The organism is Limnohabitans sp. TS-CS-82, assembly GCF_002943475.1.
The window spans coordinates 235,988-249,384 of the sequence record NZ_PTQX01000003.1 but is presented as its reverse complement, the minus strand read 5'-3'; the positions used below and the strand labels follow the sequence as shown (position 1 = coordinate 249,384).

At 59.8% G+C, this 13,397-nt stretch carries 13 protein-coding genes; 9 read left to right on the top strand and 4 right to left on the bottom strand.

The genetic code is table 11. The annotated features are described in order from the left end of the window. Positions 1-9 precede the first annotated feature (9 nt). From hemP to ahpF, 3 genes are all read left to right on the top strand, one after another. Entirely contained in the window at positions 10-207 is a 198-nt protein-coding gene (gene hemP, locus C5F52_RS08870) for a hemin uptake protein HemP (RefSeq protein ID WP_104797995.1), read from the top strand. A 144-nt stretch (positions 208-351) separates the two neighbouring features. Beyond that, a complete protein-coding gene (gene ahpC / locus C5F52_RS08865; RefSeq protein WP_104797994.1) occupies positions 352-915 on the top strand; it encodes an alkyl hydroperoxide reductase subunit C in 564 nt (187 codons plus the stop codon). 197 nt (positions 916-1,112) lie between these two features. Next, entirely contained in the window at positions 1,113-2,690 is a 1,578-nt protein-coding gene (gene ahpF, locus C5F52_RS08860; RefSeq protein ID WP_104797993.1) for an alkyl hydroperoxide reductase subunit F, read from the top strand. Here ahpF and C5F52_RS08855 read toward each other — a convergent pair. From C5F52_RS08855 to C5F52_RS08845, 3 genes are read right to left on the bottom strand one after another with little or no spacing between them, the layout of a single operon-like run. After that, positions 2,687-2,872, bottom strand: coding sequence for a hypothetical protein (locus C5F52_RS08855; protein ID WP_104797992.1), 186 nt, complete (start codon positions 2,870-2,872; stop codon positions 2,687-2,689). The genes ahpF and C5F52_RS08855 overlap by 4 nt on opposite strands. Positions 2,873-2,908: 36 nt before the next feature. After that, positions 2,909-3,793, bottom strand: a complete 885-nt coding sequence (locus tag C5F52_RS08850; protein WP_104798169.1) for a biotin--[acetyl-CoA-carboxylase] ligase — start codon at positions 3,791-3,793, stop codon at positions 2,909-2,911. Between the two features lie 6 nt (positions 3,794-3,799). Further along, a complete protein-coding gene (locus C5F52_RS08845; protein WP_104797991.1) occupies positions 3,800-4,333 on the bottom strand; it encodes an SET domain-containing protein in 534 nt (177 codons plus the stop codon). A gap of 114 nt (positions 4,334-4,447) precedes the next feature. Between C5F52_RS08845 and C5F52_RS08840 the strand changes: the two genes are divergently transcribed. From C5F52_RS08840 to C5F52_RS08815, 6 genes are all read left to right on the top strand, one after another. Then, positions 4,448-7,408, top strand: coding sequence for a DNA topoisomerase III (locus tag C5F52_RS08840; protein ID WP_104797990.1), 2,961 nt, complete (start codon positions 4,448-4,450; stop codon positions 7,406-7,408). Between the two features lie 27 nt (positions 7,409-7,435). Further along, positions 7,436-8,635 (top strand): homoserine O-acetyltransferase, encoded by a 1,200-nt coding sequence (locus C5F52_RS08835; protein ID WP_104797989.1) that lies wholly within the window; start codon positions 7,436-7,438, stop codon positions 8,633-8,635. Then, positions 8,632-9,216 (top strand): methionine biosynthesis protein MetW, encoded by a 585-nt coding sequence (gene metW / locus C5F52_RS08830; RefSeq protein ID WP_104797988.1) that lies wholly within the window; start codon positions 8,632-8,634, stop codon positions 9,214-9,216. Before C5F52_RS08835 ends, metW begins: the two co-directional genes overlap by 4 nt. A 136-nt stretch (positions 9,217-9,352) precedes the next feature. Beyond that, entirely contained in the window at positions 9,353-10,216 is an 864-nt protein-coding gene (locus C5F52_RS08825; protein ID WP_236657791.1) for a tripartite tricarboxylate transporter substrate binding protein, read from the top strand. Positions 10,217-10,223: 7 nt separating this feature from the next. Next, positions 10,224-11,672 carry a M20 family metallopeptidase gene (locus tag C5F52_RS08820; RefSeq protein WP_104797986.1) on the top strand — a complete coding sequence of 483 codons (1,449 nt, stop codon included), beginning with the start codon at positions 10,224-10,226 and terminating at the stop codon, positions 11,670-11,672. Beyond that, positions 11,669-12,508: an alpha/beta hydrolase gene (locus C5F52_RS08815; RefSeq protein ID WP_104797985.1), complete on the top strand. Its 840-nt coding sequence runs from the start codon at positions 11,669-11,671 to the stop codon at positions 12,506-12,508. The genes C5F52_RS08820 and C5F52_RS08815 overlap by 4 nt, the downstream gene beginning before the upstream one ends. A gap of 36 nt (positions 12,509-12,544) precedes the next feature. Here the strand turns inward: C5F52_RS08815 and C5F52_RS08810 are convergent, their stop codons facing one another. Further along, a complete protein-coding gene (locus C5F52_RS08810; RefSeq protein ID WP_104797984.1) occupies positions 12,545-13,396 on the bottom strand; it encodes a 16S rRNA (uracil(1498)-N(3))-methyltransferase in 852 nt (283 codons plus the stop codon). Between the last annotated feature and the right edge of the window lies 1 nt (position 13,397).

Below are 13,397 nucleotides of genomic sequence, written 5' to 3'. Positions count from 1 at the left end.
CATCTCGCAATGACACCCCGCACAAACGCACCCATGCTCTCAACCAGCGCCGCCGCACAACCCACGCCAGCCACGACGTCCAAGGGCCCCCTGCGCGTGGACAGCGCAACGCTGATGGGTGGGCAGCGCATGCTGGAAATCGTACATTTGGGCGAGATTTATCGCCTACAAACCACGCGTTTTGGCAAATTAATTTTGACCAAGTGATGACATGGGCATGGTCTTGCGCAAGGCTGTCTCAATCGGTCTCATTGAGACAAACAATCACCAAGCGGTGGTTTCTTGGCTAACATTGACCTCAATGAGTTCGACTCATTCGATAGTTTTTAACAACTCTTCAAAGGAATCCACATGTCCCTGATCAACACCCAAGTTCAACCGTTCAAAAACCAAGCTTTCCACAACGGCAAGTTCATCGAAGTGACCGAAGCCACCCTCAAGGGCAAGTGGAACGTGTTCATCTTCATGCCAGCCGCTTTCACTTTCAACTGCCCCACAGAAATCGAAGACGCTGCTGACAACTACGCTGCGTTCCAAAAGGCCGGCGCTGAGGTGTACATCGTGACAACCGACACCCACTTCTCGCACAAAGTGTGGCACGAGACTTCGCCAGCCGTTGGCAAAGCCAAGTTCCCATTGATCGGCGACCCCACACACAAGCTGACTCGCGCATTTGGCGTGCACATCGAAGAAGACGGCCTGGCTTTGCGCGGCACCTTCGTGATCAACCCAGAAGGCATGATCAAGACCATGGAAGTGCATTCCAACGAAATCGCGCGTGACGTGTCTGAAACCCTGCGCAAGTTGACGGCTGCTCAGTACACAGCCGCCAACCCAGGCCAAGTGTGCCCAGCGAAGTGGAAAGAAGGCGCGAAGACTTTGGCTCCTTCCATCGACTTGGTCGGCAAGATCTAATTTTTGCCCGCGATATCTGCCCCGCTCACGCTGGGCAGACTTCAGCCCAACCCTGCGACCGCAGGGCGTTGAGCCCAGCGCATTTGGCAAAAACCAACGTGCGCTGCACCCAACGAACCCCACCCCGATTCACCACCAAGGTCAGCGCCCAGCGGCGCATGGCCTAGGGTTTTTGCACCCTGAAATAGGAGAACACCATGCTCGACGACGCACTCAAAGCCCAACTTCAGCAATACCTTGCACTGCTGCGCCAGCCGATCCGCCTGATCGCCTCACTCGACGACAGCGAAACCGGCAAAGACATGGGCGAGCTGCTCAACACCATCGTCGGTTTGTCTGACAAAGTCACGCTCGACACCTCGGGCACGGATGCACGCAAGCCGTCCTTCGTGGTGGCTCGTGAGAATGAAGCCCAAGGCGTGCGCTTTGCAGGCTTGCCACTCGGCCATGAGTTCACCTCTTTGGTGTTGGCCCTGTTGTGGACCGGCGGCCACCCACCCAAGGTGGAACAAGAGGTAATTGACAGCATCAAAGGCTTAGCTCCTGCTGATGGGGGCGACTTCAACTTTGAGGTCTACATGTCTCTGAGCTGCCACAACTGCCCAGACGTGGTGCAAGCCCTCTCGCTCATGGCCATCGTCAACCCCAAGGTCAAGACCGTGGTGATCGAAGGCGGCGCGTTCCAGAAGGAAGTGGAAGAGCGCCAAATCATGGCGGTGCCCATGGTGTTCTTGAACGGCCAAGTGTTCGGCTCTGGCCGCATGAGCGTGGAGGAAATCGTGGCCAAGCTCGACACCAACGCAGCAGCCCGCGACGCAGCCAAGATGAGCGAGAAAGCCCCTTACGACGTGTTGATCGTGGGCGGTGGCCCAGCCGGTGCGGCCGCCGCTGTGTATGCAGCGCGCAAAGGCATCCGCGTGGGCATTGCCGCTGAGCGTTTTGGCGGTCAGCTGAACGACACCATGTCGATTGAAAACTACATCTCGGTGTTAGAGACCAACGGCCCCAAACTCGCCGCTGACCTCGAAGCGCAAGTGCAGCACTACGGCGTGGACATCATGGCCATGCAACGCGCCAGCAAAATTGTGTCTGCCGAACAAACTGGCGGCATGACCGAGGTGCACTTAGAAAACGGCGGCGTGCTCAAAGCCAAGAGCGTGATCTTGTCCACGGGCGCGCGTTGGCGCAATGTGAATGTGCCCGGCGAAGCCGAGTACAAAAACAAAGGCGTGGCCTACTGCCCGCACTGCGACGGCCCCTTGTTCAAAGGCAAGCGCGTGTCGGTGATCGGCGGCGGCAACTCTGGCGTGGAAGCCGCCATTGATTTGGCAGGCATCGTCGAACACGTGACCTTGATTGAATTTGCCGACCAACTCAAAGCCGATGCCGTATTGGTCAACAAGCTCAAGAGCTTGCCCAACGTGACCATTCATGCCAACGCCCAAACCACTGAGATCACAGGCGAAGGCGGCAAGGTCAATGGCCTGAGCTACAAAGATCGCGCCACTGAAACTGTGCACCACGTCCCACTCGAAGGTGTGTTCGTGCAAATCGGCTTGGTGCCCAACACCGAGTTCTTGAAAGGCAGCTTGGAGCTGAGCAAGTTTGGTGAAATCGTGGTGGATGCCAAAGGCCACACCAGCATGCCCGGCGTGTTTGCGGCGGGTGACTGCACGACTGTGCCCTACAAGCAAATCATCATTGCGGCGGGCGAGGGTGCGAAGGCGGCTTTGTCAGCCTTTGACCACTTGATTCGCCAGCCCGTGGTGGCTTAAGGCGCCTTGGGTTTCAGTGTGAGCAATTCCACATCCACTTGGTCTTGCTCGCGCTGAGGCTCTTGAACGACCTTGGGGCCCCAGCCCAACACGCGCAAACCGTCTTGGCTCCAGAGTCCAAAAAACACATTGACCGCGAGAAGTACCCAAGCGGTATTGCGCCAAAAAGAATTGTTTTTCATAGAGCTGCGCCGAAAAATGGGTTCATCAAAACACGTTCACGTCGACGCGCTAGGCCGCACGCTGACCTCTGAACTGGTGATGGCCTCTTGCCCTTGCGCAGTGTCCACCAACAAAGCCCCTGAAGCGTCAACACCCCGCGCCATGCCCGTGCGGCCATCGCTCAAGGTGACGCGCATGTCGTGCAAGGCGTCGCGGGCGTTGAAGGCGTTTTGCAAAGGGGCAAAACCACCGCGCTCAAACGCCAACAAAGTAGCCAGCAAGGGCGTCGCCACCTTGGCCAAGGCCTCGGGGGCGGTGATGCCCGTTTGCAAGTCTTGCAGGCCCAATGGCGCCGTCGACAGCCCTTCGGCTTGGGGCGGCGCGATGTTGATGCCCACACCCACCACGCAGTAACGCGACGACAAACGCGGTTCAACCGGCACGGCGCCCCAAGCTGCGTGCGCTACAGGTGCCGCAGACTGCGCACTCGCCTGCCCCGTCGACACCGCCGTTTCAATCAAGATGCCCGCCAACTTGCCCCAGCCCTGCGGTGTGCCCGGACGGGCCACCCACAAGTCGTTGGGCCACTTCAGACGCACGCCCAAGTCGCCCTGCGGGTCTAAGCTGCGCGCCAAAGACAAACCCACCGCCAGCGACAAGCCCGACCAATCGGCGGGCGCCAAGGGTAGGCCCAGTGAAAAAGTCAGGGCGCTGCCCACTTCGCCATGCCAAGCACGCCCCAAACGGCCACGACCCGCAGTTTGTGCTTCAGCCACCAGCAACACAGGGTCGGTTTGCCTTGCGCGGGCGCGGCGCATCAGTTCCGTGTTGGTGGAGTCGATCTCGGGCAGGACCTCCACCGTCAAGCCTGGCAGCAAGGCCACCAGAGCCAGCCACAGGTCTTCAGCAGGCCAAATCAGGGGCGCGGAGGGCTTGGGCATGCGCACTCAGCGCTTTTTCGCAGAGCGGGCCTTGGGGGCCTTCGCTGCCTTGGGCGGTGCGGACAGTTCAGCCGACGACGCCAGCAAAGTGCCACGGCACTTCTTAGCGCCACACCAGCAGGGGTACTCGGCTTTGAGTTTGTCGGTCATCGGCTCGTCAATCACCAAACCGTAGTCGTAATTGAGTTCTTCGCCGGCCAAGATATTTCGCTTAGCTTTGATGAAGATGCGGCCGTTCACCTCGTCGGGCTCGCAATTGGGCTTGCACGAGTGGTTGATCCAACGCGAGGAGTTGCCGCCGTACTTGGCGTCAATCACATGGCCTTCGTCGATGTGAAAGTAAAACGTGTGGTGGGGGTCTTGCGGGTCGTGGGGGTGGCGGCGCAGCGCTTCTGGCCATGTGATGATCTCGCCCACATATTCAATGATGGTTTCGCCCTGCGCAAAATCGCTCACCGCAAACACGCCCTTGCCATGCACGCCGGAACGGCGAGTTTGAATACGTCGACCGGAAATAGGGGCAGGGGCTTTTGTGGACACGGATTTTTTTCTGTTAACTTAAATACATACGCATGTGTGCGTGTGCGCCCGTGGGCGCGCGTGCGCACGCGAGAGACGCAAATTGTAGTGGTGAGTTTTCTAAGGAACTTTGAAATGAGTAAAACCCTCGTGATCGCCGAAAAACCTTCGGTCGCGCAAGACATCGTGCGCGCACTCACGCCTGTGGCTGGCAAGTTCGAGAAACATGACGATCACTTTGAGAGCGACACCTATGTGGTGTCCAGTGCCGTGGGCCACTTGGTCGAAATCCAAGCGCCCGAAGAGTTCGACGTCAAGCGCGGCAAGTGGAGCTTTGCCAACCTGCCCGTCATTCCGCCGTACTTCGATTTGAAGCCCGTCGAGAAAACCAAAACCCGTTTGAACGCCGTCGTGAAGCTGGCCAAACGCAAAGACGTGACCGCCCTCATCAACGCCTGTGACGCGGGCCGCGAAGGTGAACTGATCTTCCGCTTGATCGAGCAATACGCAGGCGGCAAAAAACCCCTCGACAAACCCGTCAGACGCCTGTGGTTGCAATCGATGACGCCACAAGCGATTCGCGATGGGTTCGATTCCTTGCGCAGCGAAAAACAAATGCAAGGCCTGGCCGATGCGGCACGCAGCCGCTCCGAAGCCGACTGGCTGGTGGGCATCAACGGCACGCGCGCCTTGACCGCGTTCAACTCGCGCGAAGGGGGCTTCTTCTTGACCACCGTGGGCCGCGTGCAAACACCCACGCTGTCGGTGGTGGTGGAGCGCGAAGAGCAAATTCGCAAGTTCATCAGCCGTGACTTCTGGGAAATTCACGCGTCGTTCAAAGTCGAAGCCGGCAGCTACCCCGCCAAGTGGTTCAACCCCGAGCACAAAAAAGACGCGGAAGACGCCGAGAAAAAACACGACCGCGTGTGGAGCGAAGCCGAAGCTTTGGCCATTGCCGATGCGGTGCGCAACCAACTCGCCACCGTCACCGAAGAGAGCAAACCCACCACCAAAGCCAGCCCCGGCTTGTTTGACTTGACCTCGCTGCAACGCGAAGCCAACGGCCGCTTTGGCTTCTCCGCCAAAACCACCTTGGCCTTGGCGCAAAGCTTGTACGAGCGCCACAAAGCACTGACCTACCCGCGTACCGACTCACGCCATTTGCCTGAAGACTACGTGCCCGTGGTCAAGCAAACTTTCGAGATGCTGGCTGACAGCGAGATGAAGCACTTGGCACCCCATGCCTTGGTCGGCTTGAACAACAACTACGTGCGCAAACTGCCCCGCGTGTTTGACAACAAAAAGGTCAGCGATCACTTTGCGATCATCCCGACCTTGCAAGCCCCCAGCGGTTTGTCTGACGCCGAGCAAAAGTTGTACGACTTGGTGGTGCGCCGCTTCTTGGCCGTGTTCTTCCCCAGCGCTGAATACATGGTGACCACGCGCATCAGCACCGTCAAAGCCGCAGGCAAAGACCAGAACTTCCGCACCGAAGGCAAAGTGTTGGTCAACGCCGGTTGGATGGCGGTGTACGGCAAAGACGCCGCGCAAGAAGCCTCCGACAACGAAGAAGATGGCAAGACCCTCGTGGCCTTGAAAACGGGCGAATCCGCCAAGAACGAATCGGCCGACGCCAAGGGCTTGAAAACTCGCCCTCCCGCACGCTACAGCGAAGCCACCTTGCTGGGCGCGATGGAAGGCGCAGGCAAGTTGGTGGAAGACGACGAGTTCCGCGAAGCCATGCAAGAAAAAGGCTTGGGCACGCCCGCCACACGCGCGTCCATCATTGAAGGCTTGATCAACGAAAAGTACTTGCTACGCGATGGCCGCGAGATGATCCCCACGGCCAAAGCCTTTCAGCTGTTCACGCTGCTGCGCGGCTTGGGCGTCGAAGAGTTGTCCAAACCCGAACTCACCGGCGGCTGGGAACACAAACTCTCGCTCATGGAACACGGCCAACTGAGCCGCGAAGCCTTCATGCGCGAGATTGCCGAGATGACCGAGCACATCGTCAAGAAGGCCAAAGAGTTTGACCGCGACACCATCCCCGGTGACTACGCCACCCTCAAAACCCCATGCCCCAAGTGCGGCGGCGTGGTGAAAGAAAACTACCGCCGCTACGCTTGCGTGGGCCAAGACGGCGCCGCGTCTGACTCGGGCGAAAACGGCACAGGCTGCGGTTTCTCGATCAGCAAAATCCCAGGTGGGCGCACCTTTGACGCGGCCGAAGTCGAGCAGTTCTTGACCGACAAAAAGATTGGCCCTTTGGAAGGCTTCCGCTCCAAAGCGGGCTGGCCATTCACTGCTGAAATCGCGCTCAAGTACAGCGAAGAAGACCAAAACTGGAAACTCGAATTCGACTTTGGCGATGACAAAAATGGCGAGTCCGGCGAGATCGTGGAGTTTGGCGATGCGCCCAGTTTGGGCAACTGCCCCAAGTGCGGCAGCCCCGTGCACGAGCACGGCAGCAACTACGTGTGCAGCAAAGCCGTGCCCACACACGCGCAGGCCACGCCGAGCTGCGACTTCAAGAGCGGCAAGATCATCTTGCAGCAACCCGTCGCGGTGGAGCAAATGCAAAAGCTCTTGAGCGAAGGCAAAACCGACTTGCTCGACAAGTTTGTGTCCATGCGCACGCGCCGTGCGTTCAAAGCGTTTTTGCAGTGGGACGCCGAGGCTGGCAAAGTCAACTTCGCCTTCGAGCCACGCACCAGCAAATACCCACCCAAAGGTGGCAAAACGCCCACCACCAACGCGCTGATCAAAGCCGCTGGCAAAAAAGTGCCTGCGAAAGCCACCAAAGCCAAAGCTGAAAAGCCGGTCAAAGTGGCCAAAGAAAAAGCACCCCGCAAAGTCACCGCAGGCTATTTGCCAAGCGCCGACCTCGCCGCCGTGATTGGCAACGAGGCCGTGGCCCGCACCGAAGTCATCAAAAAGCTGTGGGACTACATCAAGGCCAACGGCTTGCAAGACGCCACCAACAAGCGCGCCATCAATGCCGATGCCAAACTCTTAACCGTGTTCGGCAAGCCTCAAGTGACCATGTTTGAACTGGCTGGCATTGCAGGCAAACACCTGCGCCCCGTGGGTGAGTAATCCAGGTGAACCAACAAGAGTGAACGCATGTCTTTGAATGCCGCCCCCGACAGCACGCCGCTGATCGCCACCCCACAGGCCATGCACTTCGCACAAGTGCTGCCCCTGCAAAGTGGCGCCAGCCTGCGCGACTACACCCTGGCCTATGAAACCTACGGCACCTTGAACGCCGACCGCTCCAACGCGGTGCTGGTGTGCCACGCCCTCAACGCCTCGCACCATGTGGCGGGCGTCTATGAAGGTCAAGACAAAAGCGAAGGCTGGTGGGACAACATGATTGGCCCCGGCAAGCCCGTGGACACGAACCACTTCTTTGTGATTGGCGTCAACAACCTCGGCTCTTGCTTTGGCTCCACCGGCCCCATGCACACGAACCCAGACACGGGCAAGGTCTACGGCGCGGACTTTCCCGTGGTCACCGTGGAAGACTGGGTGAATGCCCAAGCCTTGTTGCTCGACCGTTTGGGCATCCAGCAACTCGCCGCCGTGTTAGGCGGCAGCTTGGGCGGCATGCAAGCCCTGAGCTGGACGCTGCAACACCCCGAGCGTGTGCGTCACGCCGTGGTGGTGGCCAGCGCGCCCAACCTCACCGCAGAGAACATCGCGTTCAACGAAGTGGCCCGTCGCGCCATCGTGACAGACCCCGACTTTCATGGCGGCCACTTTTATGAGCACGGCGTTGTGCCGCAACGCGGTTTGCGCATCGCCCGCATGGTGGGCCACATTACGTACCTCAGCGACGATGTGATGAACGAGAAGTTCGGTCGTGAGTTGCGCGAGCCGCAAGTGGGCAGCGCCACGGGCTACAAGTACTCCACGCAAGACGTGGAGTTTCAAATCGAAAGCTACCTGCGCTACCAAGGCGACAAGTTCAGCGAGTACTTTGACGCCAACACCTATTTGCTCATCACACGCGCCCTAGATTACTTCGACCCCGCACGCACCTACGGTGGCAATTTGTCAGCCGCCTTTGCGCGCACTCAAGCCAAGTTTTTGCTCGTGAGCTTCACCACCGATTGGCGCTTCTCCCCCGAGCGCAGCCGCGAAATGGTGCGTGCCTTGCTCGACAACCAGCGCGACGTGAGCTACGCCGAAATCAACGCGCCACACGGCCACGATGCGTTCCTGCTGGATGACGCCCGTTACATGAATGTGGTGCGCTCGTACTTCGCGCGCATCAGCGGTGAGTTGCCCGCCTTGACCACGCACACCGGAGGTGCAGCATGACACACGACAACTTGCTGGCCATCGCCGCGCTGGTGCCCCACGGCAGCCGCGTCCTCGACCTCGGCTGCGGCGACGGCGCCTTGCTGGCCCACCTGCAACAACACAAAGCCTGCACCGGCTACGGTGTGGAGCTGGACGACACCAATGTGCACGCCTGCGTGCAGCGCGGTGTGAATGTGCTGCAACTCAACCTCGACTTAGGTTTGAGCGTGTTTGCAGACCAATCGTTTGACGTGGTGCTGCAAATCGACACTTTGCAACACTTGCGCAACGCAGAAACCATGCTGCGTGAAACCGCACGCGTGGGCAAAACTGGCATCGTGGCATTCCCCAACTTTGCACACTGGCCCAACCGCCTGAGCATTTTGCAAGGCCGCATGCCCGTCACCAAACGCCTGCCCTACCAGTGGTACGACACGCCCAACATCCGCGTGGGTACCTTTGCGGACTTTGCTGACTTGGCACACAAAAACAAGCTCCAAGTGCTGGATAAATTCGGTCTGCAAAATGGCCGCGAAGTCCGCATGTGGCCCAACGCTTTGGCAAGCACTGCTGTATTTAAATTTCAACCATTCGCCTGATACTTTGACAACACGGAGACAAACCATGCAACGCAGACAGTGGCTTCAACGGGCTACCTTAGGCCTCTTACCCCTCGCCCTATCGAGCCAAAGTGCGTGGGCACAATCTTGGCCAACACGCCCCATCCGGTTGGTGGTGCCATTTCCCCCAGGCGGTTTGATTGACAACATGGCGCGTCTGATTGGCCCACGGTTGTCCCAAGAACTAGGTCAACCCGTGGTCATTGACAACAAGCCGGGCGCTGGCGGTAACTTAGGCGCGGGAGAAGCCGCACGCGCCAGCGCAGATGGTTACACCTTGTTGATGGCGTCGCCTCCGCTGACCATCAACCCTGCGCTCTACAAAAAACTTCCCTACCAGCCCGAGCAAATCGCACCCTTGGGTTTGTTGGGCCGAGTGCCCAATGTGCTGTTGGTCAACCCAGCATCAGGCATTCAATCGGTAGCTGATTTGAGTGCGCGCATCAAAGCGCGTCCTGGTCAACTCAACTATGCGTCCAACGGCCAGGGAACATCACTACATCTGAGTGCCGAGCTCTACAAAAGTAAAAATGGCCTCTTCATTACCCACATACCTTACCGAGGTGCTGCAGCCGCCATCACGGCACTGATGGCCAACGAGGTCGACATGATGTTCGACAACTTGCCCTCCGCGCTTGGACAAATTCAAGCGGGTAGGCTCAAAGCCTTGGCGGTCACCACACCTCAACGCAGCAGCGTCTTGCCTCAAGTTCCCACCATGGCTGAAGCGGGTATTGCTGGATACCAAGTGAGCGCTTGGTTTGGCTTGGCTGCGCCAGCAGGCATGCCTGCAGCGGTGCAAGCGCGCATCGAGCAGGCCTTAGAGCGCATCGCCAAACAACCCGAGGTCATGGCCGCCTTGCAAAAACAAGGGGCTGAGCCCAGCTGGCTTGACAGCAAAGGTCTGGCGGGCTTCATGCAAGCTGACACTGCGCAGTGGAAAACCGTGGCCGATTACGCGCGCATTTCTTTGGATTGATCACCCCATGAACGCGCCCGTCAGCCACGAACTGCTCGCCCATGTATCCCGTGCTTGGGACAGCGACATCGTCTCGCAACTCACCGACTACATCGCCATTCCCGCCAAGTCACCCGCGTTTGACGCCGACTGGGCGCAGCACGGCCACATCGACCACGTGGTGCAACGCGCCGCCGATTGGGTGTTGGCACAAAAGGTGGCGGGGCTGACGCTGGAGGTGATCCGTTTGCCCGGCCGCACGCCCGTGTTGTTCTTTGAAGTCGCCGCCACACGGCCCAGCGACGCACAAAGCGAGACGGTGCTGATGTACGGCCACCTCGACAAGCAACCCGAATTCAGCGGATGGCGCAACGACCTCGGCCCTTGGACGCCGAAGTTCGAAGACGGCAAGCTCTACGGCCGCGGCGGCGCAGACGACGGCTACGCCATCTACGCCAGCATCGCGGCCATCCAAGCCCTGAAAGCGCAAAACACACCGCACCCGCGCATCGTGGGCTTGATCGAAACCTGCGAAGAATCGGGCTCTTACGACTTGCTGCCCTACGTCGACGCCTTGCGCACGCGCTTGGGCAATGTCGGCTTGGTGATGTGCCTCGACAGCGGCGCGGGCAACTACGACCAGCTGTGGCTCACCACCAGTTTGCGCGGCATGGCCAGCGGTGTGTTGAAAGTGGAAGTGCTCAGCGAAGGCGTGCATTCGGGCGACGCCTCGGGCGTGGTGCCGTCGAGCTTTCGCATCATGCGCCAAGTGCTCGACCGCCTAGAAGACAGCGCCACAGGCCGCTTGCTGCCCGCACAGTTTCACGTTGAAGTGCCCGCCGACCGCTTGCGCCAAGCGCAAGCCACTGCCGCCCTCTTGGGCGACGAGTTATACAAACGCTTTCCATGGGCCCACCACGATTGCGGGGGTGCCAACTTGGTCACCTTGCCGATGACGCAAGACCCGCTGCAAGCCCTGCTGCAGCGCACTTGGGCCCCTACCCTGAGCGTAACCGGCGCCGAAGGCCTGCCGGCCTTCAAAGACGCGGGCAACGTGCTGCGCCCCTCCACCGCGTTCAAGCTCAGCCTGCGCTTGCCGCCGCTGGTTGACGCGGCGCAAGCCGTGCAAAACCTCAAGGCCTTGCTGGAAGACAACGCCCCGTACCAAGCCAACGTCACCTTCCACGCCGAAGGCTCGGCCAACGGCTGGAACGCACCCACCTCCGCCCCGTGGTTTGAACAAGCGCTAGACGCCGCCAGCTTGGCCCACTTCGGCGCGCCTTGCGCCACGATTGGCCAAGGCGGCACCATCCCGCTGATGAACATGCTGAGTCAAGGCTTTCCCAAAGCGCAAATGATGGTGTGCGGCGTGCTCGGCCCTAAGAGCAACGCACACGGCCCCAACGAGTTTTTGCATGTGCCGTTTGCCACGAAGCTCACCGCAGCCGTGGCGCAGGTGATGGCAGCCATGCCATGAACGCTTCCGTGTTGTCCACGCTAGGTGCTGCCGACCAACAGTTGGCGATGTACCACTGGGACTTGCCAGACCACCCATCCACCGCGCACACGCGTGGCACGGTCTTACTGGTCCACGGTTTGGGCGAACACATGGGACGCTATGCCCACGTCGCAGCACAACTCAATGCTTGGGGCTTTCATGTGCGCGGCTATGACCACTACGGCCACGGCTTGTCCAGCGGCGCACGCGGCACCTTGCCCACACCGCATCGTCTGCTGGACGACTTGGCCCGCGTGATCGACCACGTGCGTGCGTCAACACCGCAGCCCACACACCGTCTGATCTTGTTGGGCCACAGCATGGGGGGTTTGGTGGTGGCGCGTGCCGTGGCAGAGCAATTGCGCCCCGTGGACGGGTTGGTCATGTCCTCTCCCGCTTTGAGCACGGACACCAACTGGATTCAAAAGCTGCTGCTCGCCACCTTGCCCCATGTGGCACCGCAGCTGTGCGTCGACAACGGACTCGACGCCACGTGGATCGCACGAGACGCGCAAGCGGTGCAAGCCTACAAAAACGACCCCTTGGTGCATCGCAAAATTTCTCCGGCCTTAGGCGCATGGATCGTCGACCAAGGCGCGGCCACCTTGGCCCATGCGGCACAGTGGCACATGCCAACCTTGCTGCTGTACGCCGGTCAAGACCGCTTGGTGCGTCCCGAAGGCAGCGCGGTTTTTGCACAGGCGGCGCCCTCACACCTCGTGACGGCGCATTGCTACAAAGCGATGTATCACGAGATCTTCAACGACCCAGCGGTCGATCAAGTGTTTGCCGATTTACGCGCTTGGTTGGGGTGAGCTGAACGCTGAAAACGCTTGGGCTACACCAAGCACTCAAACCAAGGTAAGCATGGCCAATGCAGCCAACGCAGCCGTTTCGGCGCGCAACACGCGGTTACCCAAAGTCACGGCCGCAAAGCCTTTGGCGCGGGCCGCTGCGTCTTCTGCGTCGGTCAGGCCACCTTCTGGGCCGTTGAGCAACACCCAAGTTTTGGGCGCGGCCGAGGCAGGCATCTCGGCCAGCGTTGCCAATGCGGCAGCATTTTCATGGGCCGCATGGGAAGCCTGCTGCGCTTGCATCAGCGCTTGCATAAGTGCATTCAGCGGCTGCGTGCTGGCATGCAACGACAGCACGGCGTGCACGGTGACGTCGCCGACCTGCGCGGCATCGCTTGGTGCCGTCGTCGTTTGTTGTGCGCCAGCCATTTGACGCGCCAGCCATGTGTCCAAACGCTCGGGCACATCAATCACAGGCACGCGGTTGCGCCCACATTGCTCGCACGCGCTGGCCGCAACGGCTTGCCAATGGGCTTGTTTTTTCTCGGCGCGTTCGCCGGTTAAGCGAATCACGCTGCGTTCGGTCATCAGCGGGGTGATGCGGTGCACGCCGAGTTCGGTGGCTTTTTCAACCAACCAGTCCATGCGTTCGTTGGCAGGCATGCCGACGGCCAAGTGCACGCGTTGGGGCGCCTCGCGCTCCAGCGCCAAGTGCTCGCGCACGACCACGCGCACATCGCTGCGGCCCATGTGTTCGACCTCGGCGATGTACTCACCACCGTCGCCATTGAACAAGGTCAGCGTGTGGCCAGGTTGCATGCGCAACACTTGCACATGACGGGCGGCCGTGGCGGGCAAGTCCAACACCAAACCGATGGACAAGGGCAGGGGACAGTGAAAACGCGCCATG